The following is a 26520-nucleotide window of genomic DNA, read 5'->3' as shown; positions in this document are numbered from 1 at the left end:
CATGTGTTTACTGCTCTTCCGGCCAACCGTAGAGCTTTCTCTGCGTTTTTTCTATCGTTTCCGCCATCTCCTCCCCCCGTAAATCCGAGAGACGAGCGAGCGTTTTCGAAAGACTGTTTTTTACTTCCTCGGCAAAGGTGCTCGCAACGGATCGGTGTTCCTCCTGCTGCGCCGAGCGATTCATGCTGTTTTCTCGATCAACGTCGTTTATCGTATTTGCCTGCTCAACGTCGTTTATCGTATTTGCCCGTTCAGCGTCGTTTATCGTGTTTTCCCGCTCAGCGCCGTCTTCTGACGAACTCGTGGAGATGTTTTGTTCCGCCGATACCGGCTTTTCCGGCAAATCCGTTTCCAATAACAGCCGATCCGCCGGTACCTGTTTAACATAGGCACACCCGCGCTTCGTCCGGAGCATCGCCGGATGCACGGAGAGCAGTCCGCCCAGGCGGATAAGACGCGTCAGCTCATCGCTTGTTCCGGCAAAGCGATGGATGATGGGAACCACATTGGGCAAAACCAGATTCGCTTCTTCATAGAGATCCAAAAGCGGCGTCAGCGAGCGTACGGCATGAAAGGAAAACACATATGATGTACCCGATTCCACCGCCTTCTCCCGAACCAGGCGGAAGATCTGTCGCAGTACAGCCTGCTGCTCCTGGACTGACGCCTGCAGCAGTCGTTTTTCACTGAAATCGAGACCGACTTCGCCGATAAAATGCGTTCCGGATAAAGCCTCTGCAAAAAAAGCCAATTCCCGGCGGTTCTTCTCCGGCGTATCCACCCACCAGGGGTGAAAGCCTAAGGACAAAATCGGCCAACTTTTCGTATTGTGGTCTGCTTTTGTCGTATTTTCTTTTTCTTTGATCAACGCCAAAAAATCGGAAGGAAGAACCGTTTGGGCAACCAGACGAATATGTGCTTTGTCGAGAATTCTTATGGCTTCCCCACGACAATCCGGAGGTAAAAAGTCCCAGTGCGCATGCGTATCCAAAAGATAAAGGTTCTCCGGCACATCTCTCTTTTTTCGCTTTTCTGTCGAAGTCCCTTCTATTGCCCGCTCTTCTACGGGCTGCTTCTCTATGATCTTCTCTTTCAGCCTTCCTTCTTTCGGCGTCCACTCGTCTGCGTGTTTCTTCCTCGGAGGCTCCGGCATCTCTTCAAGTCCTGCCAGTCTACAAATCACCTTTCCGGCCATCATTTGTCCCATAATGGGCGGCATATAGCTCATGGATCCCAACGTCTCCGCCTTGGCAGGCCGTGTTCCGGTTTTCGTCACAGATGCCGTACGCAGGGATTGCGGACTGAATGGTGGCTCAGTGGAAAAAATCACCTCCAGTTGAGAAATGCCGCGTTTTCGACATTCTCGACGCATCACCTTCGAAAGGGGACAGTTATATGTTTTCTCCACAGGAGAAAAGCGAAGCGCCATGGGATCACGTTTGTTCGCAGCGCCCATGGCCGAAAGCAGCGGAATCTGACGGTATGCACACCATTCCGCAATTTCGAGTTTCTGCGAAACCGTATCAATGCAATCCAAGACCACGTCTGGCTTGGCAAAAGAATCCAACACATCGGCCGTGTTCTCACGCGTTAAAAACTGTTTTCGCGCATCGACGTCACAATCCGGATTGATGGCCAGCACCATCTCCCGCATAACTTCCGTTTTTGTACGTCCCACGGTAGAGGTGAACGCAATCGCCTGACGATTGATATTACTCTCTTCCACGACGTCTCCATCCAGCAAAGCCAAATGACCTATACCGCCGCGTGCCAACGCCTCCACACAGGATGATCCTACACCGCCGAGTCCGAGCACCAGCACACGAGAAAGATTCAGTTTTTGTATGCCTGTTTCTTGTAATAACAGCGCCAGACGTTGCAGGCGCTGCGGGATGTTCGAATTTGTCATGTTTCCTCTTGATTCTGGTTAATCTGACGCCTGAGTATGAGCAGGAATAAGGAACGCGCCGCCAATGGCGGTTCCAGCGTCGCTCCATCTAAATCACGCCGCAAACAGCATTTCCGGCGGCGCTCCGCCGTAATCGCGCAGCCAACGCACAATTCCCAACGACGCTCCGCCTAACCGCGCCGCAAACAGCATTTCCGGCGGCGGTCCGCTTAATCGCGCAACCAACGCGCAATTCCCAACGACGCTACGCTAGCCCTGCCCTGGCTAACGAGCTTTTCTGCCATGCGCCAGGAACTTAGCAAGGTGTCGCGACCCTGACTGATGATGGATTTTGTCGTTTATCAGGGGCGCGCACCCTGGTTCGCTGCTTTTTTTGGCGTTTGCCAGGGTCTCGGAGAGGCTTTTCGACCCTGGTTAGGGATCGATTTCGTCGTCTATCAGGGGCGCGTACCCTGGCTCGCTGCTTTTATTACCGTTTTCCAGGGGCTAGATTGAGCTATTTGACCCTGATTGATTATCGATTTCGTCGTTTATCAGGGGCGTGCACCCTGGCTTGCTGCTTTTTTTGACGCTTGCCAGGGTCTCGGAGAAGCTTTTCGACCCTGGTTTAGATTCGATTTCGTCATTTACCAGGGACGATGACCCTGGCTAAATGCTTTTTTTGGCGTTTGTCAGGGTCTCGGAGGGGCTTTTCGACCCTGGCTTAGGATCGATTGCGCCGTTTATCAGGGGCGTGCACCCTGGCTGGATACTTTTTTTGGCGTTTGCCAGGGTCTCGGAGAGGCTTTCCGACCCTGGTTGGAGATCGATTTCGTCGTTTGTCAGGGATGGTGACCCTGGCTTGCTGCTTTTTTTGGCGTTTGCCAGGGTCGCGCGTATTTTCATTTCAAAACCGCGCCACCAACGTCATCCCCGGCGGCGCTCCACCTCGATTAAGCGATCACACGAAAACGACGAGCCCAAGCGGCGCGGCGCTCAACGCTTCTTCCCCGGAATAATCAGCAATAAAAGCATGGCCCCGATCACGGCCGGAACAACCGCCATGTCCGCCAGATGCGGTCCCCAGGAGCCGAATAAAGCCTGTCCAATGGCCGAACCGATCAGACCAACAAGCACATTCATCAGACAGCCGAGCTTCTTATGGTTCATGATACGTGCAGCGATCGCACCGATCAACGCACCGACAATAATACTTGCAATCATCGGATCACCAGTCCTCGCACATCAGAGACCGACTCGACATAAAGAATTCCTGTGCCAGGACGAGTAAAGTTAAATGCTTCTTCCAGAGCGATAGTCACCCCTTCGGCCACATTCTCCGGAGCAAGAATCAGCAGCAGTTCCTTTTCCGGCTCAATTTCGATACCAAAGAGCTTCTCCGACACCTGTGCACCGGTGCCACGACCGTGCAGGATCGTCCCACCCTTCGCGCCGGCTTCACGTGCCACAATCATAACGTCTTCAGCCATGCCCAAATTGACGACGACCGTAAGTTTCTTATATTGCATCGTTTCCTCCTCATGGGGAACAGGATCCATTCCTTCCGACTCATCCTTCCGCAATAGAAGGACGTCCTCTGCCTTCTCACTATCTTCGCCTTGCTGTCGTGCAGAAGCATCTAAAACATGATCAACCTGCTTTTTTCCACCATAAAGCCATTGTTCAATGGGAGAAAGAAAAGCAATGCCGTGATTCGGCTTGTGTAAAGCCAGCACTTCCGTCGCCTCGTTCAAAAAGGAACGGGCTTCCTGCGCAAGCAGCAACATATTCAGCAGCACCTTATCCTGTCTCTTAATGCCGAGAAATTGCAACGTTCGATTGCTCACCGTGCCTTTTCCCCGCAAAACGAGAATGTCTGTGATTCCTCTCTCTTTCGCCAGCGAAAGGCATTTTTTTGCCGATGGCGGACTCAAGATAAATGTCACCATGTACGCCATTTGTCTATTTTCCTCCATACTACTTCTCTCCCTTCGCCTTCGCGTGCACAGTTTGTGCATTCGGTTTTGCCTGATCTATCGCGCGTTCCGTTGAAGTATCGCGCTTCGTCTGCGCAATCTCATGCGCCTTTGACGCATTCAGTTTCGCCTGATACAAAACGCCCAAAAGTTCAATGGCCACAATGGGCACCATGGCTACCACCGCAATCATCCCAAAACCGTCAGCCACCACATCCGCCGTTGGCGTATGCGCGGCAATTCCCTGAACGAAGGCCAGTGAAAACGTCGCTGTCATCGGCCCGGACGCTACACCCCCGGCATCAATTGCCATGCCCACAAAGAGATCCGGCACAAAGAAGGATAGAAGCACAGCAAGGCCGAACCCCGGCAAGAGAAGCATCCAAAGAGAAATCTGCGGCACAAGAATCCGCAGAGCCGAGAGAAAAATCGCGGCGCCGACGGCAAGCGATAAAAAGAGGCATACCAAACTGCGTTTTACCGAACCGCCCGTGACGTCCTCCACTTGATTCGTCAAGACGTGAACTGCCGGCTCCGCCAAGACGGTCGTAATTCCGAGGAAAAAAGCCACAAGAAGCGCCGGCAAAGGATTTGTTCCGGCCAAGCGCTTACCGAGCTCCGCACCCACATGCATAAACCCGCTGTTGACTCCCGAAAGGAAAATAACGAGGCCGAAAAAGGTCAATCCCACACCGCGTAAAATGTCCAGAATTGTACGCTTATTATGCTTTATCGCGCCGAGCTGCAACAACAAATACGTCGCCAGGATGGGCAACAACGAAAGAAATGCTTCCTTCGCCAAAAGCGGAATCTGTGCAAGATAGGCCTGCCATAGAGGCATATTTTCCGCCACGGTCTCCGGCAGTTCTCCGGAAAGTTTCCCCGGTGCAAAGAAAAGTCCGACAACCAATACACCAATAATTGCGCCGGTGGAAGAAATACCGATCACACCGAAACTGTCCGCTTCGCCGACTTTACTGTCTTTTTTCATGGAAGAAATACCGTATGCCAGGGAAAGCATGAACGGCACCGTAATCGCGCCGGTTGTCGCTCCCGAGGAATCAAAGGCGATCGCCATAAAATCCGTTGACGAAAAAAGGGAAAGCAAAAGGATCAGCCCATACGCGCCAGCAAACACATAGCGCACGCGAATGTTGTGGAGAATACGAAGCATCCCCACCGTCATCATCACACCGATGCCGATCGAAACGGCAATCACCAGAATCCAACGGTTAAACACACCGTTCGTCACCACATCCACCTGTTTCGCCAAAATATGCAAATCCGGCTCGGCAAACGAAATAAAAAAGCCCAGAATGAGACTTGCCGTCATCACGATGGGATAACTGTTCGTATGCGTGATCGAACGACCGGCATACTGTCCGATGGGTTCCAACCCCTGATCAATCCCGAAAAGAAAAATCGTCAACCCCAAAACCACCAGCACCGAGCCCACCAAAAAAGCGAGCAAAAGTGCCGGCGGTAATGGAGCGACCGTAAAATGAAGCACTAAAACGATGATCACAATCGGCAGCACCGAGAGCAGCACTTCCTTTACCTTATCCCATAAAATAGTCAACCATCTACCTCATCTTTTTTTCCACATGCAAGCTGTCCGACATACTTCAGCTCCACGTCCACCTTTAACAGGCGCTTTTGCCAACGTCATCGGCGTCAGTTGTCCAAAAAGCCCAGGCCATATACCATGCCCAACGCTGTCGGATAGCTCATCTCCGGCTCGTCATGGGTTACCGCGCCGTCAAACCAAACCTGCACGCTCTGCCCTTTCCACTCGTCCGTCGATTTGCTTTGAATACGGTCAAACGTGATCAACTCGTCATCCTGATAAAATTTGGTCGTCTTTCCGATAACCACCGCAATCGGCTTTCCTGATGGTGAAAGTGTTTTTTGCAGATGCATAAAGCGATCCGGCACTTCCGAAACATCCACCAACAATCGGATCTCCTCCGTATCCGGCATAACTTCCGCTTCACGCACCTTGGCGGTAAACGTCGCAACGCCATCCGGAATCGACTTCACATCCGCTTTCTCCTCCACAAAAAGAATCCATTTGTCGTTCTCTTCCACCGAGACGGCGGTTTCATTCCAGCGCTGGTATTCCATGCCCGTTCCGAAGTTGGACTCATCATCCTTGGTCGGTTTCTCTTTCGCCCCCACGCTTGCCGTGATCTTCCCGTCGGCGGTACCGCAAGTCACCCCACTGTTGACAAATCCCGTGTCGCGATAGCATTTTCCGTCAATTTGCACCATGCGGGGAACTTCTTCAGAAAGATTCTCACCCATCGGCTTACTCTCCGCACGGTTCTCTTCTGTTCCGGAAGCGCTTCCTTGTTTGACACCGTCGGAAGATAACTCGTTCAAGATGCTGCTGTTCTCCACCTCGTCGGAGGATTTTCCCGCTCCGCTCGGCGCATTGCAGGCACAGAACAGGATCGCTCCCAGGAGCAAACCAGTCATAACCATTCGTTTTTTCGTGTTCATTCCATCCTCCTTTCCCTTTCTTCCTTTTCTATTATAACCAATCGGGGCTGTTTCCACACAGCCCCGAACCGATTGCCCCTTCGCGCCCGGGGCAATTTCCTGTAAAAGGCGAGCCGTCTACCGCTTACGCAATTGCAAACGGTATAGACCGCCCCAGCTGAACAAACTCAACACAGCAAAGATCCCGGCCTCGAAAAGAAGCAGATGACTTTTTTTCTCGGCCAGCCACGGTATGAGACGGCGGAAAACGTCAATAATATAGCTCACCAACGCATTCTCCGAACCGGTTCCTCCTAAGATGGTTAGGACGGATTGGACAAGCAACGTAAGAACAACATAAACGATGATCCAAAACAAGGCGATTTGCAGGGGTTTCATGCGATAGTGTAAAAGCCCCAACAGCATCGTTACCGTCGCCATAAGAAGATAGAGCATCAAAATGACCGAAACCATTCCCCACTTTACGCCATCTTGATAAAGCGGAAACACCAGAATGTCTTTCGTGTTTCCCGCAACAGCTTTCAATGCGATCGTGAACACAGGAACCAAAACCAGCATCAAAACAAATGCGCCAAAGGCAAATGCGACATAGCCCAGATAGACGCCCCACGCTCTTGCCGAAGCGGAAAGGCTGTTCTGAAAGGTGAAGTCCATTTTTCGGTTAAATGTAAACTGACCTACCCCCATAAACATAAGCAAAATCGACATGTCCAGCCGGAAACATTGGCTTGAACGCTATCGCTGAAAGAGCCGGCGAGTAGGGAAAGAAAAATCCCAATGCCTAACAGCCCCATCACCACATAAAGCAGTGTCTTGCAATTTTCCCAAACTATATATTTTCCTGTCGCTTGCACTCTCATATATCTGTCCTCCTTTTTATTGCTGTCGATCTTTTTTGCTCGGACCAAAAAAGGAACGTTTTTGGCTCGTATTCTTCGCTGCAGTGTTCGGTTGCTCTTTTGTCAGCGCAATAAAGAGACGTTGCAAATCCACGTTTTGCACCGAAATTCCGAGAGAAGCCGTGCTAAGCGCCGCCCACGCATCGCTTTCCACCACCCACTGCGCCATCGCGCCCACTTCTTGCTTTTGGACGACCGTCATCTCCGGATGAGCCTGCACAAGGTTTTGTACTTGCTCTATGGATCCCGAAAGAAGTCGATACTTCGTCATCAGGGCTTCCAACTCTTCCTGAATGAGAATCTTACCCTTCTGAATAAAAATGATCTCCTGTAAAAGCGGCTCCAATTCCGAAATCAGATGCGACGAGAGAACAATGCAGTTCTGTGTCTCCGCAAACACGGACAGCACCGTTTCATAAAACATTTCGCGGTTGACGGCATCATGTCCTAACGTGGGCTCATCTAAGAAGAGATATTCCGCTCCGCTGCGCAACGCCACCACGGACTTAAAAAGGGAACTGTTTCCGGTAGATAGTTTATCGAAACGCCTGTCCGGGGTAAGGCCGAAGCGATCCAGATCCTCCAGTGCCTCGTTCAGGGCAAAATTAGGATAAAAAGTAGCAGTAATCTTTAGAATTTCTTTCAGTTTTTTTGCCGGAAAGAGATTGTCCGGCCCCACCATGTAAATTTTTCGCAACGCGAGGTCATTGCCCGGATTCTCGCTGTCAATGGTAAAGGAACCCTCCGTCTGCCGCATACGACCATTCAAAATATTTAACAGCGTGGATTTTCCCGCTCCGTTTCGACCTAAAAGGCCATAAATTTTTCCTTTTTCCAAATGTAGATTGACATGATCCAGCGCCGTCAGTTTTCCGAAACGCTTGGATACGCCGTTTACTTCTAAACTCATCGTCGTATTCCTCCTATCCCTCAGTATTCGTTGTCGTTGCTAAGCCAGGCAATCACCTCTTTCGAGGAAATGCCAAGCCGTTTTGCTTCCTTTTGCAAGGGGCGAACAAAATGGTCACGAAATTCGTCCAATCGCTTTTCTCGAATCCGATCCACGCCGCCCTCGGCAACAAACACACCCAATCCTCTCTTTTTGTAAAGAATGCCTTCATCCACCAGAAGATTAACCCCTTTTAATGCTGTCGCCGGGTTGATGCGATACCCGACACTCAATTCCGTCGTGGACGGAATTTGATCGCCTTCTTTATATGCTCCGGTCAAAATGGCGTTTTCCAATCCCTCACTGATTTGTTGAAACAGGGGAACGCCATTGGCTTCTTCAAGGTGCATTCCTTCCTCCTTCCCGCTCTCTATTAGTTAGTTACTCAAGTAACTAACTGCGTATCTAATATACCGCCATATACTCCTGCTGTCAAGAGAATATTTTCTCCGTGCCGTTTTTATAGCACAAAAAAAAGACGATAACGAAGGGATCTTCGTTACCGTCTTTGCGGATCGTGCCGTACAGTGATCGTTCGACACGCTTTCTTTTATTTTGCTTCACCATCCATCAGTGTCTTTTTTCTTACTCACTAACTGCTTGCGCCGGATCGAGATTCCACTGTTTATTGGACCCAAAGATGGCTTTTACCTGATTGCGAACACCCTGTCCGATGCTTCCCGGGCCGCCAACCGTAATGACGGATTTCAGATCGGGATGAGCCAAGAGATAGTTATAGGCGCCTTCACGCAGACCACCATACGGGGTAAGCAGAACCGGCGCATTCAACCGCTGTGCGATCGGGCCGGCAACAAGAGCATCCGACCAGAGTTCACCACTGGTGATAATGGCGTGTTGCACATTCTGCAGGCGACCTGCTACCGCAGCACTGACGACATAACGGTTTGCCCCACCGATGCGTTCAATGGAAGTGCCGATAATCTGCTCCAATTGCGATTTGGTCGCTGATGAAACAGTGCCCGGTCCACCAACGATTACCGCACTGGTGATACGATCATAGAGCACTTCCTGCACAGCCTGTGGCACGCTGTCTTGACGTACCAACAGAATCGGTGCATGCAGAGCATGCGCATACGGAACGGAAGAAAGTGCATCGGTATAAATCATACCGCTAGCGATAACCGCCGTCGTTCTATCCGGCATGTACTTCGCCGAATTGCGATTAACCTCAAAGCGGTCTGCGCCACCGACACGCGTAACTTTTGCTGACGACAATCCCTGCAGCTCACGGAATACCTTGTCGCTGACGGTACCTTCGCCACCCATAACAATGATTTCTTCGCGAGGTACGCGCAGAATTTCACGCATGGTCACCGAGAATAAGGTATCTCTTCCGGTATAAAGAATCGGGATATTGCCCTGCGAAACATTCATGGCGCTCATCGAGTCGGCATACGCCTTATTTTGCACCACGATCACTTTCTTCGCATTCGGGAAGTACGTTTTGGAAATATTCGCAGCAACATCTTGACGAGCTTTTCCATCTACGTTGACATCACCTGACGGTGTTGTTCCCGGTTTGTTCGGATCCGGCTGATTCGGGTCCGGATTATTCGGATCCGGCTTATTTGGATCGGGTTTGTTCGGATCGGGTTTGTCCGGGTCCGGTGTCGGTGGTTTATACGTCGACTTCCACTGCGCCGTAATCGTAATGGATTTCTGCCCTTCTGTCGCCGTCAAGGTTAGCGATTTATCCCAAGAGGTGAACGCATAATTTGTATTGGCTTTCGGCGTAGGCGCAGGAACAGTTACCTCCACACCCGGCTTTACCCAGTACAATGTGATTCCTTCAAGCGTACCGTGATTACCCGGTTTAAATTCCACCGGAATATACCCGTTCGGCTGCACATTGGGCTGTCCGTTCTCATCAACATTTGGAATGATATTGGGAAGCGCCGTAAAGGTCCCCTTGATCGTCGTCTCCGTTTCATATTTTGTCGGTGTCGTCGGATTCGGCGTCCACGTGTTAAACGTAAAGCCTACTTCTGCCTCGGTCACCGGTGCCTTCAACGTAACTTCTTTAGACGGATTCACATAATAGGTCGTCGTTTCTCCCTCTTTAATTTTTCCGCCTTCGCCTTCAATGGCAAAGTCCACCTTGACATAGCCCGGCTTTTCTTCCGTCAACACATCGCCAAGTTCATTAAACTGCGCCTTAATGACTTCATCTACGTCATATTTTGTGGGAATGCGCACATCCTTTTCCCAGCTGCCGAATTCATAGCCGGTTTTCCCGACCGGATCGGTAACCGTCAACGTTACGGCAACCTCCGGATTGACGTAGAAAATCTGTTTCGTCGGATCCTCTGCATGATCAGTCGGATCCATGGTTACCTTCACATAATTCTTCGGCGTTCCGTCAGGGCTTTCGCCATCCGGTTTTGCCGGAATCACATTGTCATAGACCACCACCGGCACATCCAAATAGTGAGTACTGCCGTCCTTATAATTTACGACAACCTTTCCGGTAGCGGGGCTTTCCGGGGTAGAAGGCTTGGAAACATCAGGATACTCGGTAATCCCGATACTCAGAATTTCCGCACCCTTTGCCGACGTAATCACCTTTTTGTAGTCCTCCGGGGTCGGGATACGTCCCACAAAGGTATAAACAGGCTTCGCTGTCGGTTCACCCGCTACAACCTTTACCGGTACAGAAACCGTGACCGTATTTCCCTTCGGATACGTCACGACAACCTCTGCTTTCGTCGTACCCGCTTTCGAGAGATCCGGATTCCCACCCGGAGCAAATGCGAATGTCGTACCTTCCGGCAACGAACCATCGCCTGTTCCCGGAAGGTTTGCAATGAGATCCTCCGGTTTCAACGTACCGTCCACCAAAGATTCAACATTTTTCTTGGGTACCGGTGCAGCAATGAGATCACCCATTGCCGTCGATACGGAGTACTGTGCAGTAATATCTGTGTCCTGAATAAACTTGTCTGTAATACTGTTCGGCTTCGGCCAAGAGGCAACGGTTCCCTTTGTTACTTTCCAGCCGGTAAAATGATACGTGCGGGTGATGTTTTGCGCGTCAGTTTCTTTCTTGCCGACCGGCTCCGAAACCGGAAGCGTAACTTGCGTATCTTTTTTCACCCAATAGGATTCGGTAGCCTTGGTCTCATCCGTTGCTTTTTCCGTCGGAATGACCCGAACCGTAACATAGCCATCCGGTCTGGTCTCTCCCGGCACTTCTTTTATAACATCCGCATACTTATTAAACCGGAAGGTAAATACTTGATCCGTCGTAAACGTTCCGGTTAGATCTGCCGGATTCCAAGTACCGGTAGCCTGATAACCGACATTCGGTTTTTTGATAAGCGCATCCGCCTTAGAGGTTAGATCAACGGACTTCGTCGGATTGACGTAGAACTCTTTCGCCCCCGTCAACGTACCGCTTTCGTCCGATCGGAAGGTCACTTTTACGTAACCGTTCGGCTTGGTCACACCCGGTTTTGCCTCAATCACATCGTCCAGTGCCGTAAACGTTCCGTTTATCGTGGTTGGTGTATTGTATGTTCTGGCCGTCTTCGGGTCAGGACTCCACTTTTCGAAACGGTAGCCGATTTCGGTATTGTATTGAGGAGGAGTAAGCGTCACCGCACGATTCGGATCCACATAATACGTCGTCGTTTGGCCGGATTTTATGCTTCCGCCGTTGCCGGTAAGAGCAAAGTCCACCTTAACATAGCCCGGTGTCGGCTTCGTTTGCACGGCAGGAATTTGCGTAAAGTAAGCGGTCACCGTTGTATTCCATCTGTACTGTGTGGATTTCGTCACATCTTGGCTCCACTGACGGAAAACATAGCCGGTGTTTCCTGTCGTAGTCGGCGGATTAAGAATGACCTGTTTATTCGGGTTGACATAGTATGCGGTTTTTCCGCCCAATGTCCCATTTCCATCCGTCTTAAACGTGACGGTGACATAGCCGTCCGGCTTAGTCACGCCCGGTTCTGCCGGAATCACATCCTCGTACGGGTCAAAACGGAAGGTGAACTCTTTGTCTCCCGTAAACTTTTGCTTTTCTAACGTAGGATCCCATGTGCCTTTTGCTTGATAACCCGTCTTCGGCTTTTTGGTAATCCGGTTGGCTTCGTTTGTTAAGTCCACCTCTTTCGTCGGATTGACAAAGTACTTGGTGATTCCTTCCAACGAACCGTTTTCGTCCGCCTTAAACGTCACAACGGAATAGCCATCCGGCTTGGTCACACCCGACTTTGCCGGGATCACATCATCATACGGGTCAAAATGGAAGACGAACTCACTTGGGCTCGTAAACGTGTCTTTCAGTTGTTCAGGAGTCCACTTTCCGGTTGCCTTATAACCCACTTTCGGTGTTTTGGTAATCGCATCGGCTTGGCTTGTCAGATCCACAGCCTTTTCCGGATTAACATAGTACTTGGTCATGCCCGTCAACGTTCCGTTTCCATCGGACACAAACGTCACGGGAACATAGTTGTCCGGCCACCTATTGGTGTTTCCTTGTTTATCTTTTTCCGGAATGACGTCCGGAAACGGAATCTTAATGGTGGTTTCCTTCGTCACATAGCGATTCGTGCGCTCGTTGGATTGCTTTCCGTCGAAAAAACCTCTCAGCTGAATTTTGTACTCACCCGGTTCAGTAAGCACGGTCTGATTCGGTTTTAGCGCCGGCGTATCTCCTACTGGCGTAACGTTCAACGCTTCGTAAATAATGTAATGCTCACTGCTGTTGCGCTGTAGCACGTCTCTCAGCTCAACAGGGTGTACCTTTTCCGCAGCAGAAAGTTTAGTGGTTTCCGTAAGTTCCTTGCCTTGTCGTTCCGTATACGAAACAACCAGCTTTCGGAGTTCATCTTGATTCTTAAGGTCAAATGCTTGATCCTTCGGAACTTCATAAGGTTTAAGTTCCATGGCAAGAATGGGCCGTTGATCTTCTAACAAATCGTAAACGACCGCGCCCCATTGTTCACCCTTCCAATAATCCGTGTTCGTGTAGCCCGGCGGCGTTTCCTTTATTCCATACAAATTGTGGTATACGCCTAAAACGGTCAGCTCAAGATCGTATGCTGTGCCAAGGATCCAATATCCACCGCCTTCTCCATATTTCTGAATGCGAATTTGATACGGATGAACGTCTTTAAAATTTCCATTATCGTCAATTTCGCCGTCAGTAACCTTCGGTAAATCCTCTCTTGTTAAGGAAATTTCAATTTTTCCGCTGTCGCTCGTATAGTAAAATCCATTCTTTGCACCGGGAGCGGCGTCGATCTTTTCCAGATGCGATCTGGTCGGTTTTCCGTTTGCATCATATTCGTCAAAAACATATTTCCCAAGAAACATGCGAAAGCCCTTGACCGCTGCATTATTTTGCGTATCAAGAACAAAAAAGCCAATTTTCGCCTTATAGGTATTGTCTGTTTTGTCGAGCTTTACCACATATGGCGTGCCGCCCGAACTGGGAAATAGAACATCTCGCCCTTTCACGTCATCGCGATCGATAATATAGTCCCAGCTATATCGAAATCGCGGATCCTGATTTTCCCAAATGTACATATCCCTTCCTTCGGCATGTACGGTTTCGCTGGCCATACTAAATACCATAACGAAACTGAGAAAACACAGAACCAGGCGCTTTGCCCAATCATTTATTCTTCTCATCATCCTCCTCCGATCTTTCTGTTGCATGTCTTTTTGATCATCTTGCTCTATACACAGGATAGGATTCGCCATCCTATCCGACTTATACGTCATGAAAATTGTGCACAAAACAGGTGAAATAGCCATTAAGCTATTTTTTGCGTCATTTATATTGTACCACAGAATACCAAACTCTTTCGATCTATATTTCACCATTTTACCGGTTACAAACCTGAATTTAATATTTTTTCAATTGTTGCTTTCCATGTGTGCTATTTTCGCAATCACAGCCTTCTTCCACACAAAAAAACAAGCCCGGAGCATTCACCCCGGACCTGCTTGCACAGCTAACTACGTTAACTGCGTTTTTAGTTTGTATTCTTCGCTTACTCGATGATCTTGGAGACAACACCGGAAGCAACCGTACGGCCGCCTTCACGGACAGCGAAACGGAGACCTTCCTCAATCGCGATCGGCGAGATGAGGGAGATGGTGAAGGTGGCGTTATCGCCAGGCATAACCATCTCGGTGCCTTCCGGCAACTGGATATCACCGGTAACGTCGGTCGTGCGGAAGAAGAACTGCGGACGATAGCCCGAGAAGAACGGCGTATGACGGCCACCTTCATCCTTCGTCAACACATAGACCTGACCCTCGAATTTGGTGTGCGGGTGAATCGAGTTCTTAGCGGCCAAAACCTGTCCACGCTCGATCTCGTCACGCTGTACACCACGCAGGAGCGCGCCGATATTATCGCCGGCTTCCGCCTGATCCAATTGTTTGTGGAACATTTCCACACCGGTAACAACGACTTCACGCGATTTGTCGACAAGGCCGACGATCTCAACGGTGTCGCCAACTTTCAACACACCACGCTCGACACGGCCGGTCGCAACCGTACCACGTCCGGTGATGGTCAGAACGTCTTCAACCGGCATCAGGAACGGCTCATCCGTTGCACGAACCGGAGTCGGGACGTATTCGTCAACCGCTTCCATCAACTTAACGATGGGCTCTTCCCATTCGCCACCCTCTTCGAGGCACTTCAGCGCCGAACCGACGATGATCGGCGTATTGTCGCCGTCAAAATCGTATTCGCTCAAGAGGTCGCGAACTTCCATCTCGACCAATTCGATGAGTTCATCATCGTCTACCTGGTCTTTTTTGTTCAGGAAAACCACAATCTTCGGTACGCCGACCTGACGAGCGAGCAGGATGTGCTCACGAGTCTGGGGCATCGGACCGTCTGCAGCCGAGACGACGAGGATTGCGCCGTCCATCTGGGCAGCACCGGTGATCATGTTCTTAACATAGTCGGCGTGTCCCGGGCAGTCCACGTGGGCATAGTGACGGTTCGGGGTTTCATACTCGACAACCGACGTATTGATGGTTATACCACGTGCGCGCTCTTCCGGCGCCTTATCGATGTTGGCATAGTCGACGAATTCGCCTGTGCCGAACTTCTCGTTCATAACTTTGGTGATGGCAGCGGTTAACGTCGTCTTACCATGGTCGACGTGACCGATCGTGCCGATGTTTACATGCGGTTTACTACGCTCAAATTTTTGCTTCGCCATTTTTTCCTCCTAAAAACAACAACTGGTCGTTACGGAACATTATAGAACAAATGGCACAAAATTGCCACTGTTCTCCCTGCACAACGCAATTACTCGTTGCGCGATTTCGTGACTTCCTCCGCAATGCTTTCGGGCACTTTTTCATAGTGATCGAACTGCATCGAATAGGTCGCGCGTCCCTGCGTCTTGGAGCGCAGATCCGTCGCGTAACCGAACATTTCGGACAGCGGAATGTAGGCATCAACAACCTGAACGCCGGCGCGTGTGGACATCTGTTCAATGCGTCCGCGTCGGGATGATACGTCGCCCATGACATCGCCCAGGTATTCTTCCGGCGTGAGGATTTCCACTTTTTGCAGCGGTTCCAACAGTGCCGGTTTAGCCTGTTTCATCGCGTTTTGCATCGCCATGGAACCGGCGATCTTAAACGCCGTCTCTGACGAGTCGACCTCATGGAACGAACCGTCGTAGATCTCTACGTCCACATCCAGCACAGGGAATCCCGCAACGGGACCGCTCTGGCATGCTTCCTGAATACCCTGAATGGACGGATTGATGAATTCTTTCGGAATGGATCCGCCGACGGTAACATTGTGTACCACGATGCCCGTTCCCGGCTCACCCGGTTTAATGCGAATGCGCACATCACCGTACTGGCCGTGACCACCGGACTGACGCACAAACTTGCCTTGCGCTTCCGCCGGAGCCGTGATGGATTCACGGTAAGAAACCTGCGGATTACCGATGTTTGCTTCGACTTTGAACTCGCGCTGCAGACGGTCGACAATGATTTCCAGGTGCAACTCGCCCATGCCGGCGATAATGGTCTGTCCGGTTTCGACGTTTGTGTACGTCTTAAAGGTCGGATCTTCTTCCGCCAGTTTTGCAAGCGCGATACCCATCTTCTCTTGGGAAGCTCGGGTCTTCGGCTCAATCGCAACGGAAATAACCGGTTCCGGGAAAGTCATCTGCTCAAGTATGATCGGATTGTCCTGATCGCAGAGCGTGTCGCCCGTTCCGGTGTCTTTGAGACCGACCGCGGCGGCAATGTCGCCGGCCTGTACAACCTCAATCTCTTCGCGTTTGTTCGCGTGCATCTGCAGAATACGGCTCAAGCGTTCACGCTTGCCCGTCGTCGAATTGTAGATATAGCTTCCGTTCTCCACTTTTCCGGAATAGACGCGGAAGAAGCAGAGTTTTCCAACATAAGGATCGGTCATGACCTTGAACGCCAACGCCGAGAACGGTTCGTCCACATCGGCTTCACGATGAAGGACTTCCTCGTTATCGGGATCGGTACTCGTACCGGTTACCGGCGGAATGTCCAAGGGACTGGGCATGTAATCTACAATGGCGTCAATTAAGAATTGCACGCCGCGATTCTTGTATGCCGACCCGCAAAGTACCGGGAAGATCTTCTGTTCCAGGGTACCGGTGCGGATAGCTTTGCGAATCATTTCTTCACTGATGGGTTCTTCTTCAAGATACGCCATCGCTAAATCGTCATCGACTTCGGAGAGTGCTTCAAGCATATTCGCGCGCATCTCTTCCGCCTGATCCTTCAGGTCTGCCGGAATGTCCTCATCGGTGATCTCTTTGCCGAGATCGTCATGATACACTTCGGCGCGCATGGTGACCAGGTCGATGATGCCCACGAATTTATGCTCCGCTCCGATGGGAAGCTGTACCGGCAACGCGTTCGCTTTCAGCTTGTCGCGAATGGTGTCCACAGACATTAAGAAGTCAGCGCCCGTCGCATCCATCTTATTGATGAAGCACATGCGCGGAACGTGATACTTGTCCGCCTGACGCCATACCGTCTCGGATTGCGGTTCTACGCCGCTTTTTGCGTCGAAAAGTGCTACAGCACCGTCCAATACACGCAGGGAGCGTTCAACTTCAACGGTGAAGTCAACGTGTCCCGGGGTGTCGATGATGTTGATACGGTGCGTTAAGCCGTTGCGGGGCCAAAAACAGGTGGTTGCAGCAGAGGTAATCGTAATGCCGCGCTCCTGTTCCTGAGCCATCCAGTCCATCTGTGCAGCACCTTCGTGCGTATCCCCCATCTTGTGAATTTTTCCGGTATAGAACAGAATACGTTCCGTTACTGTCGTCTTACCGGCATCAATATGGGCCATGATACCGATGTTACGAATATCTTTTAAAGGTGTATGTCCTGCCAATGAGAACCTCCCCGCGATTAATAGCGGAAGTGCGCGAATGCCTTGTTCGCGTCCGCCATGCGGTGCATCTCTTCTTTACGGCGCACGCTGGCACCGGTATTGTTAAATGCATCCACCAGTTCATTACCTAAGCGCTCTTCCATGGTTTTCTCTCCGCGTGTGCGGGCAAAACCGACGATCCAGCGCAAAGCGAGCGTCTGACGACGGTCGGGACGAACTTCCATCGGCACCTGGTAGGTCGCACCGCCAATACGGCGGCCTTTGACTTCCAACACCGGCATGACGTTCGCCAACGCTTTACGATAAATTTCGAGTGCTTCTTGACCGACTTTTTCCTCTGCAATGGCAAAGGCGCCATAGACAATGCGCTGAGCCAGTCCTTTTTTGCCGTCCAGCATGACCGTATTGATCAATTTTGATACGGCCACGTCATTATATCGGGGATCCGGCATGATCTCCCTTTTTGGAATATGTCCTTTTCTTGACACTTCTCTTCCCTCCTTATCATCCATGCGGATGAATGGTACTCAACCGCCGCTTATCGACAGCTGCCGTGCACAAGAAAACCAGAAGGTTCGCGTATGCACTTTCGTCTCGTGTTTACTTACTTGCTGGATTTCTTTGCGCCGTATTTCGAACGTGCTTGCTTACGGCCTTCGACGCCGGACGCATCCAATGCGCCGCGGATGATGTGATAACGCACACCAGGCAAGTCTTTGACACGACCCCCGCGGATCAGCACAACGCTGTGCTCCTGCAGGTTATGACCGATACCGGGAATGTAAGAAAGGACTTCATAGCCGTTGGTTAAACGTACACGAGCCACTTTACGAAGCGCCGAGTTCGGCTTCTTCGGGGTTACTGTACGAACCGACGTGCACACGCCGCGCTTCTGCGGCGATTCCACCGGCGTCTGGCGATTCTTCAACGTATTGAAGTTGAAGCCCAGAGCAGGCGTATTCGTCTTCTTTCGTTCCGAAAAACGTCCCTTACGGATCAATTGATTGATTGTCGGCATACCGTTCCTCCTTCTTTTCGTATTTTCCTCTTCGGAATATGGATTATTTCCCGGGATGATCACCTTCAAGCGATACGACTTTTCGTAACACGGTTTTTTATAACGTGCTTTTCATAACGCACTTTTTATAACGCGCTTTTCATAACACGGCTTTTCGCTGCGCAGCATCGTGTCGTTCGCGCTTCGGTGTGTACTTCGCACCGTCGCTTCCGATTTGAAGGCAAAATTCGGAAAATAACCTTAAACAGTATAACAGTCGTAGGAAACCCCGTCAAGGCGCGCTTCGTCCGCCCTTCCTTGCGCCGCCGGCAATGATACCCCGACACTCTTCCTTGCGCCGCCGGCTTCTCCTCGGCGATATACTCGGGGATGGCGAACTTCCAGTTCGTCGAAGAAGCGGCGCAAGGAAGGGTGTCGGGGCGGTAGATGGTGCGGGCGAGGAAATTGCGGAGAACAAAGCTTTTTTGGGAACGACTTTGAAAATAAATTACCGATTGAGGAAGCGACGGGTACGTCGCTTCCTTTTTTGGAGAGGTGCACCTACAAAAGGGTCGTTGCCGCTGGCGGTGCCATGTTCCGTAAGGTTCGCCGCCTTCGGCGGCGTTTTCAAACCGCCGGCCGCAGGCCGGCTCCTTTCAGAAACGTTCTTGGCAATGGTGGTAGGACCGTATTCTCGCCCAACTACCACCATCACCGAGAGCTCAAGCGTTGGTGGTGGAACTGCATTTTCGTCCAACTACCACCCTCACCGAAACCACAAACGTTGGTGGTGGAATTGCATTTTCGCCCAGCTACCACCATCACCGAAACCACAAACGTTGGTGGTGGAATCACATTTTCGTCCATCCACCACCATCACCAAGACCAAAAACGTTGGTGGTGGAATTGCATTTTCGCCCAACCACCGCCATCGCCGAGAGCGCAAGCGTTGGTTGTGGAACCGCATTTTCAGCCAACTACCACCATCTCGAAGAGATAATAATCTTCTCAACATAGGACGTAGAACAACATCCGTTCACACAATTTCTTCTATAAAAGGCTTCCATGCCTCCCATCCACATCGTGCCGTTGCTGCACGACACCCGTAGGAGTATGATAAAAACAGTTCAACAAGATGATGTAAGGCCTCACACCCCGAACACTCGACTGAAACTACGCTGCCAATGACATTTCCAGCGGCACACCGATGACACAAACGCATCAGCTGTGATTGGTTCTTTGCGATTGATTCCTATCGATTAATGAGATTGATTCCTGTTGATGAATGCGATTAATTCCTAAGGATCGAGCAGGAGGAACAACGATGAAAACAACACGTAACAACATTCTGTACTATGCAGCCACTGCTCTTATCATTGAGACAGCGGCCCAGCTTCTTTGGACAATCTTGGTTTTCCTCTTCGGCAGTGTATTATCTATTGGTTTTGAACTCTGCGTCGATATGAGCGGCTACTTCATGACGATAATGGCGGCATCTATGTTTGTTATTGTCTTGCTCGTCCTTTTGTCCAGTCTTGCCCATTTCTATGTAGGATTCGCCGGACGAAAGAATGCAAACAATCCACAAATGGGCGGTCGGCTATACATCTTTGGCATCATCATGTTGGTATTATCCGTTATAGCCCTTTTTTGGGATTTCAGACTCTTAGCTCTGATCCACTTCGTTATCGTCGCTCTCTATACCGTCGGCGCCTATGAATTAAAAACTGGCAAGTTGGTGCTGTCGCAATACTTCGGACAAGCTCCGAAAGACAATATGGATAAAGATAACATAGATAAGGATGAAATGGATAAGAAGGATACGGATAAGGAGCAGTAACGTTCAGCACCATTTTCATCCTGTGTATCCGAAAACAACAACGGAGTGTCTCCTGCTAAGAAGACACTCCGTTGTTCTGTTTACAATTCTAGCCACAAGGAAAAGACGTTCAGTAGCCGTCCGGTCCGCAAATCCCTGGGGATGAAAACTCTTCTTCCCAATCTGCCTGCACACGGAACGCATTTGTTCTTTTCATTCAACAAAAGCAACTCTTCTTCTCAATCTGCCTACACGCGGGACGCATCCAACTCGTTAACATCAAAAAGAATCGTTCCGTCGGAAAAAAGGAAGCACGGGATGCCGATCTTGCCCTCCTCTTTAATAGGTTTAAATTCCTCCCGCGTATCCCGAAGGTGAAGAAATTCTTTCAGGTTCGCCGTGTTTGCCGTGATGTCCACCGCATCGTACGATACTCGCCGCTCTTCAAGAAGCCGTTCCGCCTGTCGGCAATCCGGGCATATCCTTGAAAAATACATTTTCATGTCATCCCTCCCTTTTTTCCCGCACGCTGCACCGGCAACTCGCCGCCGGCAACACGCTGCACCGGCAATACGCCGCCGGCAAAACAAAAGCCCGCACAGCGCAAAACACCGCTCTACGACAACAGGAGCGTATCGCTCTCCGCACCCGTGGCAGAAACTTCACGGAACTTCTCGAGCAGATCATCTACCGTCAGTCTCGCCTTTTCTTCCGGACCGACATCAAAGATAATGCGTCCGCGATCCAGCATGAGCAGGCGATTGCCCATGCGCAGTGCATCGCGCATATTGTGTGTAATCATGAGCGTGGTCAGGTGATCACGGCGCACAATGCGATCGGTAATACTGAGGACGGTGGCCGCCGTGTTGGGATCCAGCGCCGCCGTATGTTCATCCAAAAGAAGCAGCTTCGGCTTCTGCAAGGTGGCCATCAAAAGCGTCAACGCCTGGCGCTGACCGCCGGACAATAGGGAAACCTTCGTCTCCATGCGATCCTCAAGACCGAGGCCGATTTCCTTCAGCAACGTGTAATAACGTTCACGTTCCCCTTTGGCAACGCCCCAACGCAGGGTGCGACGTTTGCCGCGACGAGCAGCAATGGCGAGGTTTTCCGCGATTTGCATACTTGGTGCCGTCCCCACCATGGGATCCTGAAACACGCGACCGAGAAAGCTGGCCCGCTTATTTTCCGGAAGACGCGTAATATCCATGCCGTCCAGAAGAATCTGTCCGGAATCAATTGGGAAGGAACCTGCAATAGCATTCAGAAGCGTGGACTTTCCCGCGCCGTTTCCACCGATGACGGTGACAAAATCGCCGTCATTGAGGGTGACGGAAATGCCGTTCAAGGCGCGCTTCGCGTTCACCGTACCGGGATGAAAGGTTTTATATACCTGTTGAATCTCAAGCATCGCGCCCTCCCTTCTCCGTTGTCGTTGATGAAGTTTTCATCTCGGACGAGACGTTTGCTACAGACGACGTTTTCTCCGCAGACGAACTCTCTGCTCCTTTCGCCGTTTCCGCCCCGGACACCGTTTCCGCTCCGATGGTCGCCGGTTGCGGTCGAAACAGCTGCATCTGGCTTCGCCAGTAGGGAACCGCCAGGAAGATGGCGACGATCGCCGCAGAAATCAACTTAAGGTCATTCGTATTAAGGCCGAAAAGGAGAACAATCTGCAAAATCAGATAATACATGATCGAACCGATGGCCACTGCCAGCATCTTCAGTGCGAAATTGACAAAAATGCGCCCGAACAGCACTTCACCGATAATGAGCGCCGCCAGGCCGATGACGATGGCGCCGCGGCCCATGTTGATGTCGGATGCTCCCTGATATTGAGCAAGGAGGGCGCCCGAAACAGCGACTAAACCGTTGGAAAGAGCAAGGCCGAGGATAATGTTTCGTTTCGTGTCGATTCCCTGTGCCCGCGCCATGATGGGATTCGAGCCGGTGGCACGAATGGCGCTTCCGCGCTCTGTACCGAAGAAATAGTACAGTATGACGATGACAATAATGACGAATATGGCCGTTAAGAAAAGCGGATTTTGCAGTGACAAATCACGCACATAGCGCTGAGAAACAATGAGGTCATATTTATCTACACCAAGCGGCTGATTGGCTTTTCCGCCCATAATGCGCAGATTGACGGAATAAAGAGCCAGCTGCGAGAGGATGCCGGCTAAAATGGCCGGAATCCCGCAACGGGTATGCAAAAAGCCCGTGACAGTTCCGGCAAGATAGCCGACAAGAAACGCCAACGCGAGCGCCGGCCACGGCGAAAAACCGCCACGCATGAGCATGACCATGGTGGCGCCGCCGGTGGCAAAAGAGCCGTCGACAGTCATATCCGGAATATCCAGAACGCGAAATGTCAAATAGACCCCGATGGCCAGAATAGCCCAGATAAGCCCTTGACTGATGGTCCCGGGCAATGCATTTAGAAGTACGGACAACACGTCCCCCTTTCCTTGGTTTCCCAACACTGCGGACGTGACTAAGGCCTCGACCGCCTGCGGCAACGCCGCTTTCCTTCCTACTTTGAGGAGTCCGCTGTACCGTCGATGATCTCGTAGTCTTGCGGGATCGTCACGCCCAGCGCCTTTGCGTTTCTTTCGTTGATTTTCTTCTTAATCTCTTTGGCCGAAGCGACAGGCATCTCGGAAATGGATTCTTCTCCGCGCAGAACCTTGGCCGCCATCTCTCCCGTCAACTCGCCCAGCTTGTAATAATCCACTGCGATGGACGCTACGCCGAGCACCTTTGCCGACTGCTCTTCCGCCGCAATCATGGGCTTTTTCGCCGGCAAGACGATGTTGGCAATGGCTTCCGCATTGGAAGCGGCAACATTGTCCGTCGGCATATACAAAATATCCGCTTCGGCAACCGCTTTTTGCACCACCGGCTGCAGATCGTTGGAGTCCGTAAAGGAATAATCTTTTACATCATACCCTGCCTGAACAAGCAATTCCGTCATGTTCTTCACCTGAAATACGCTGTTCGCTTCCGAAGACGAATACAGGATGCCGACGGTGTGCTTCCCTGGAAAAAGATCCTTGAAAATTTCCACTTGTTGATCAAACGGTGCAAGATCTGTCGTGCCGGAGACATTGGTTCCGACCGTCCCTTGAAAATCGGGAATCTCAAGCGCAGAAGCATAGTCCGTCACCGAAGTACCAAGCACAGGAATGGTCGCTGTCGCAGCGGCTGCGGATTGCAGCGGTGCCGTGGCGTTGGCCAGAATGAGGTCGACATTTTGCGCGACAAAGCCGTTGATGATGGTCGAAACCATGGCGGTCTCGCCGGAGGCGTTCTGTAAATCAAAGGTCACCTTGTCGCCCAGCTCCTTTTTGAGGGCATCCTCAAATCCCTGCGTCGCTTTATCCAGCGAGGGGTGCTGTGCCAGTTGGGCAATGCCGACTTTCCATGGGCCTTCCGTATTCACGGAAACGGCTGAGGCATCGTTGCCGCTGTGACTCTCGCCGGAAAAAGCGGTACCCGCAGAAGATGCGGACGGATCTTTTACCCCACAAGCGGTAAAGACGAAAAGCAGTGCAATGAGCCAGAGGGCGTTTTTCCAGGCGTGTCGCCGGGATGTCACAGGATACTCGTCCGAAATGGAATAGTTCATGATGTTCTCCTTCATTCTATGCGTCCGTTATGGACGTCAACGCAGCGCTCGCAACGTTCTATTGCGCCTTTGGCTCCGGCAGCTCTTCGTACCCTTCCGGAATCGTCAGTCCGAGAGCCTCGGCATTCTTACGATTAACCATCTTTTTCGCCGAAGGAGCATACTCAATCGGCATGTCCTGAACGTTCTTCTCTCCACGAAGAATGGCCGCCGCCATTTTGCCGGTTGCCCGACCGAGCTCTTCATAATCGATGGAAACCGTCGCTACCCCAAAGACACGCGCCGGCTCCGCCTCACCCGTGATGACCGGACATTTTGCCGGCAATACGATGTTGGCAATGGCCTCGGCGTTGGAACTGGCGACGTTATCTGTCGGTTCATAGAGCACATCGCTCTCGGCTACCGCCTGAGTTACGACTGCCGGCAAGTCGTTCGAATCGGTAAAGGAAAAGGGCTTTACTGTATATCCCATCGCGCTTAAACGCTTGGTCATCTCCTGCACCTGGAAGACGCTGTTCGCTTCGGAGGTCGAATAGATGATGCCCACCGTTTTCGCGTTCGGAAACCATTCGTGCAGCACTTCCGCCTGTTGATCCAGCGGCGCCAAATCGGACGTGCCGGAGACGTTCGTACCGATCGTTCCGTTAAAATCCTTTAACTCCAATGCCGTCGCATAATCCGTTACGGATGTGCCTAAAATGGGAATGGTCGATGTTGCGGATGCCGCAGCCTGCAACGGAGCGGTGGCATTCGCCAGAATCAGGTCGGGATTCGCCGCCACAAAGCCGTTGACAATGGTGGTGACATTGGCCACTTCGCCGGAAGCGTTTTTGACATCAAAGGTCACCGCATCACCGAATTCCTCTTTCAGTTCTTCCTGAAAACCGCGCGTCGCACTGTCCAAAGCAGGATGTTGCGTCAGCTGGACAATTCCGATGTGATAGGTTTTCCCCTCTTTCGAGGTTGTCTGCGCTTCGCTTTGCATTCCGCTATCCCCAGAGGTTGCCGGTTTGTCGTTTGTCTTGGCACAGGCACTGAATACAAGCGCTAGTGCCAAAAGAAAGCTGAACATCCAAAATCGCTTTTTCATTTTCTTCCCTTTCCGTCTCCCTGCGTCATCCTTGTGCATTTCCCGGCGCAGACGAACCAATTTCCTTTTGGTCCGGACAAAGCGCATTTTCGGTCCCTACGAACCAAAAAAGCGGCTCGTCCGAAGACCGAGCCGCTTTTGTCGACCACTCTTCCTCGGACGTTACCGCACGCAAAAATAGGTAAAGTAAAAGTAGGTAAAGTCCGACGCGAAAACAGAGAGAGCCGTTTGGGCAGAAAGAGCCTGTTGCGCATTGCTCATCAAATTCCGATTGTCCATCGTCTTTTGCATCCTGCTCCCTCTCCATTCGTTTTTCTAACCATAGCGGAAAACGGAAGAAAATGCAAGGCTTTCTCTCGCATTTTTGCCGTTTGTGCATAATACGTTTTTTGTCACAATCCGGTTATCGCTAGAATTTTGAAAAATATTTTCGAACAGCGGGCGCATCTTTATAAGCCCCAAATTGGGTAATACCAGGTATTTCGCTGATAAGGAATCATCTCATCGCTCAAGCAAAGGACAATGGCAGGCTGTACCTTTTTCTTCAGCTTATTCAGCACGTTAAAATTCTTATCTGGGTGGGCCGGTTCTTTGCTCTTCTTGATTTCCACCGGAGTCAGCGTGTCGCCTTCCACAAAAAGAAGATCAATTTCTTTCTGATCTACATCGCGATAATAGTAAAAATCCGTCGACTTTCCTGCGTTCCAATAGCTTTTCACGATTTCGGAAACCACATAGGTTTCCAAAAAAGCGCCGTCCATGGCACCATGTTCTAAGGTCTCCGCATCCGGCCAACGGCAAAGATAGGCAGCTAAACCGGTATCCATAAAATAGGCTTTTGGCGTCTTGACCAGACGTTTGCTGACGTTCGAAAAATAAGGACGCAGGATATACAGAATGCCGGAACTTTCAAGAAGGGAAACCCAAGTCTTTGCCGTCGGTTGTGATACGCCGATCGCCTTAGCGATCTCGCTATATTTGACGGGTTGACTCGTTCGCGCCGCCATATAGACTAAAAAATCATTAAATTCTCGAAGCTTGCCCACTTGAGCCAAGTCATGGATATCCCGATCCAGATACGTGTTGACATAGTCCATATAATATCGATCGCGATCCATCCTTGTCGTGCACAACTTCGGCATTCCTCCGCGAAAAATTTGCGCATAAATGTCCTGTACCGTTTTCTTTTTTCCGGTCTTTAGGCGTTCACGAAGGAGGGATAAATCCGGGCGAAACGGACCCGCAGGTCGGCCATCCAACTCTGCAGATGAAAAACCGGAGAGGTCAAAAATAGCAATTCGTCCTGCCAAGGATTCAGACACGTCGCGCATCATGCGAAACTTCTGCGATCCCGTTAGCCAAAACATACCGTAGT

At 51.0% G+C, this 26520-nt stretch carries 21 protein-coding genes; 1 reads left to right on the top strand and 20 read right to left on the bottom strand.

Annotation, left to right across the window (positions count from 1 at the left end; all coding sequences use genetic code 11):
- Window positions 1-7 precede the first annotated feature (7 nt).
- The 14 genes from BN3910_RS07865 to rpsL form a co-directional block, all read right to left on the bottom strand.
- On the bottom strand, window positions 8-1909 hold the full coding sequence (locus tag BN3910_RS07865) for a TatD family hydrolase (RefSeq protein ID WP_075967947.1): 1902 nt from the start codon (window positions 1907-1909) through the stop codon (window positions 8-10).
- A 93-nt stretch (window positions 1910-2002) separates the two neighbouring features.
- Entirely contained in the window at window positions 2003-2134 is a 132-nt protein-coding gene (locus BN3910_RS07995) for a hypothetical protein (RefSeq protein ID WP_262361701.1), read from the bottom strand.
- A 750-nt stretch (window positions 2135-2884) separates the two neighbouring features.
- Window positions 2885-3112: a GlsB/YeaQ/YmgE family stress response membrane protein gene (locus tag BN3910_RS00985; protein ID WP_066923367.1), complete on the bottom strand. Its 228-nt coding sequence runs from the start codon at window positions 3110-3112 to the stop codon at window positions 2885-2887.
- A complete protein-coding gene (locus BN3910_RS00980; protein WP_066923363.1) occupies window positions 3109-3864 on the bottom strand; it encodes a P-II family nitrogen regulator in 756 nt (251 codons plus the stop codon). The genes BN3910_RS00985 and BN3910_RS00980 overlap by 4 nt, the downstream gene beginning before the upstream one ends.
- 1 nt (window position 3865) lies before the next feature.
- Window positions 3866-5443, bottom strand: coding sequence for a DUF1538 domain-containing protein (locus tag BN3910_RS00975; RefSeq protein WP_075967946.1), 1578 nt, complete (start codon window positions 5441-5443; stop codon window positions 3866-3868).
- A 95-nt stretch (window positions 5444-5538) separates the two neighbouring features.
- Window positions 5539-6366 (bottom strand): hypothetical protein, encoded by an 828-nt coding sequence (locus BN3910_RS00970; protein WP_066923360.1) that lies wholly within the window; start codon window positions 6364-6366, stop codon window positions 5539-5541.
- Window positions 6367-6483: 117 nt separating this feature from the next.
- The gene (locus BN3910_RS00965; protein WP_148417308.1) at window positions 6484-7074 is read right to left on the bottom strand and encodes a hypothetical protein; all 591 of its coding nucleotides are present in this window, start codon (window positions 7072-7074) and stop codon (window positions 6484-6486) included.
- 168 nt (window positions 7075-7242) lie between these two features.
- Window positions 7243-8175 carry an ATP-binding cassette domain-containing protein gene (locus tag BN3910_RS00955; RefSeq protein WP_066923349.1) on the bottom strand — a complete coding sequence of 311 codons (933 nt, stop codon included), beginning with the start codon at window positions 8173-8175 and terminating at the stop codon, window positions 7243-7245.
- Window positions 8176-8195: 20 nt separating this feature from the next.
- Window positions 8196-8564: a GntR family transcriptional regulator gene (locus BN3910_RS00950; protein ID WP_066923347.1), complete on the bottom strand. Its 369-nt coding sequence runs from the start codon at window positions 8562-8564 to the stop codon at window positions 8196-8198.
- Window positions 8565-8799: 235 nt separating this feature from the next.
- Complete coding sequence (locus BN3910_RS00945) at window positions 8800-13875, bottom strand: cell wall-binding repeat-containing protein (protein WP_187367672.1); 5076 nt, start codon at window positions 13873-13875, stop codon at window positions 8800-8802.
- 362 nt (window positions 13876-14237) lie between these two features.
- Window positions 14238-15428, bottom strand: coding sequence for an elongation factor Tu (gene tuf / locus BN3910_RS00940; protein WP_066923341.1), 1191 nt, complete (start codon window positions 15426-15428; stop codon window positions 14238-14240).
- Window positions 15429-15517: 89 nt separating this feature from the next.
- A complete protein-coding gene (gene fusA / locus BN3910_RS00935; protein ID WP_075967945.1) occupies window positions 15518-17611 on the bottom strand; it encodes an elongation factor G in 2094 nt (697 codons plus the stop codon).
- 17 nt (window positions 17612-17628) lie between these two features.
- Window positions 17629-18099 carry a 30S ribosomal protein S7 gene (rpsG, locus tag BN3910_RS00930; protein WP_066923338.1) on the bottom strand — a complete coding sequence of 157 codons (471 nt, stop codon included), beginning with the start codon at window positions 18097-18099 and terminating at the stop codon, window positions 17629-17631.
- A 116-nt stretch (window positions 18100-18215) separates the two neighbouring features.
- On the bottom strand, window positions 18216-18629 hold the full coding sequence (gene rpsL / locus BN3910_RS00925; RefSeq protein ID WP_066923336.1) for a 30S ribosomal protein S12: 414 nt from the start codon (window positions 18627-18629) through the stop codon (window positions 18216-18218).
- 1303 nt (window positions 18630-19932) lie between these two features.
- Between rpsL and BN3910_RS00920 the strand changes: the two genes are divergently transcribed.
- Window positions 19933-20448, top strand: a complete 516-nt coding sequence (locus tag BN3910_RS00920; RefSeq protein ID WP_066923333.1) for a hypothetical protein — start codon at window positions 19933-19935, stop codon at window positions 20446-20448.
- A gap of 227 nt (window positions 20449-20675) precedes the next feature.
- Here BN3910_RS00920 and BN3910_RS00915 read toward each other — a convergent pair whose 3' ends face one another.
- The 6 genes from BN3910_RS00915 to BN3910_RS00885 all read right to left on the bottom strand — a co-directional run bounded on the left by BN3910_RS00915 (window position 20676) and on the right by BN3910_RS00885 (window position 26479).
- Window positions 20676-20930, bottom strand: a complete 255-nt coding sequence (locus BN3910_RS00915; RefSeq protein WP_066923330.1) for a glutaredoxin domain-containing protein — start codon at window positions 20928-20930, stop codon at window positions 20676-20678.
- 113 nt (window positions 20931-21043) lie between these two features.
- A complete protein-coding gene (locus tag BN3910_RS00910; RefSeq protein ID WP_066923327.1) occupies window positions 21044-21838 on the bottom strand; it encodes an ABC transporter ATP-binding protein in 795 nt (264 codons plus the stop codon).
- Window positions 21831-22880: an ABC transporter permease gene (locus BN3910_RS00905; protein WP_197457209.1), complete on the bottom strand. Its 1050-nt coding sequence runs from the start codon at window positions 22878-22880 to the stop codon at window positions 21831-21833. Before BN3910_RS00905 ends, BN3910_RS00910 begins: the two co-directional genes overlap by 8 nt.
- Before the next feature lie 80 nt (window positions 22881-22960).
- Window positions 22961-24055: an ABC transporter substrate-binding protein gene (locus tag BN3910_RS00900; RefSeq protein WP_082790241.1), complete on the bottom strand. Its 1095-nt coding sequence runs from the start codon at window positions 24053-24055 to the stop codon at window positions 22961-22963.
- Between the two features lie 58 nt (window positions 24056-24113).
- Complete coding sequence (locus tag BN3910_RS00895; RefSeq protein WP_066923324.1) at window positions 24114-25145, bottom strand: ABC transporter substrate-binding protein; 1032 nt, start codon at window positions 25143-25145, stop codon at window positions 24114-24116.
- Between the two features lie 449 nt (window positions 25146-25594).
- Entirely contained in the window at window positions 25595-26479 is an 885-nt protein-coding gene (locus tag BN3910_RS00885) for an ATP-binding protein (protein WP_066923318.1), read from the bottom strand.
- Between the last annotated feature and the right edge of the window lie 41 nt (window positions 26480-26520).

The organism is Murdochiella massiliensis (assembly GCF_900059565.1).
GTDB lineage: Bacteria > Bacillota > Clostridia > Tissierellales > Peptoniphilaceae > Murdochiella > Murdochiella massiliensis.
Note: the sequence above shows the minus strand (reverse complement) of the source record. Positions and strands in the feature narration are given on the sequence as shown.

What these genes read in the sequence shown, in the direction of transcription:
- BN3910_RS07865 (WP_075967947.1), bottom strand. Translation starts at nt 1,909, where the DNA reads ATGACAAATTCGAACATCCCGCAGCGCCTGCAACGTCTGGCGCTGTTA.
- BN3910_RS00970 (WP_066923360.1), bottom strand. Translation starts at nt 6,366, where the DNA reads ATGAACACGAAAAAACGAATGGTTATGACTGGTTTGCTCCTGGGAGCG.
- BN3910_RS00920 (WP_066923333.1), top strand. Translation starts at nt 19,933, where the DNA reads ATGAAAACAACACGTAACAACATTCTGTACTATGCAGCCACTGCTCTT.
- BN3910_RS00915 (WP_066923330.1), bottom strand. Translation starts at nt 20,930, where the DNA reads ATGAAAATGTATTTTTCAAGGATATGCCCGGATTGCCGACAGGCGGAA.
- BN3910_RS00885 (WP_066923318.1), bottom strand. Translation starts at nt 26,479, where the DNA reads ATGATGCGCGACGTGTCTGAATCCTTGGCAGGACGAATTGCTATTTTT.
- BN3910_RS00945 (WP_187367672.1), bottom strand. Translation starts at nt 13,875, where the DNA reads ATGATGAGAAGAATAAATGATTGGGCAAAGCGCCTGGTTCTGTGTTTT.
- rpsL (WP_066923336.1), bottom strand. Translation starts at nt 18,629, where the DNA reads ATGCCGACAATCAATCAATTGATCCGTAAGGGACGTTTTTCGGAACGA.
- BN3910_RS00985 (WP_066923367.1), bottom strand. Translation starts at nt 3,112, where the DNA reads ATGATTGCAAGTATTATTGTCGGTGCGTTGATCGGTGCGATCGCTGCA.
- BN3910_RS00965 (WP_148417308.1), bottom strand. Translation starts at nt 7,074, where the DNA reads ATGTCGATTTTGCTTATGTTTATGGGGGTAGGTCAGTTTACATTTAAC.
- BN3910_RS00950 (WP_066923347.1), bottom strand. Translation starts at nt 8,564, where the DNA reads ATGCACCTTGAAGAAGCCAATGGCGTTCCCCTGTTTCAACAAATCAGT.
- BN3910_RS00900 (WP_082790241.1), bottom strand. Translation starts at nt 24,055, where the DNA reads ATGAACTATTCCATTTCGGACGAGTATCCTGTGACATCCCGGCGACAC.
- tuf (WP_066923341.1), bottom strand. Translation starts at nt 15,428, where the DNA reads ATGGCGAAGCAAAAATTTGAGCGTAGTAAACCGCATGTAAACATCGGC.
- BN3910_RS00955 (WP_066923349.1), bottom strand. Translation starts at nt 8,175, where the DNA reads ATGAGTTTAGAAGTAAACGGCGTATCCAAGCGTTTCGGAAAACTGACG.
- BN3910_RS00980 (WP_066923363.1), bottom strand. Translation starts at nt 3,864, where the DNA reads ATGGAGGAAAATAGACAAATGGCGTACATGGTGACATTTATCTTGAGT.
- BN3910_RS00910 (WP_066923327.1), bottom strand. Translation starts at nt 21,838, where the DNA reads ATGCTTGAGATTCAACAGGTATATAAAACCTTTCATCCCGGTACGGTG.
- BN3910_RS00895 (WP_066923324.1), bottom strand. Translation starts at nt 25,145, where the DNA reads ATGAAAAAGCGATTTTGGATGTTCAGCTTTCTTTTGGCACTAGCGCTT.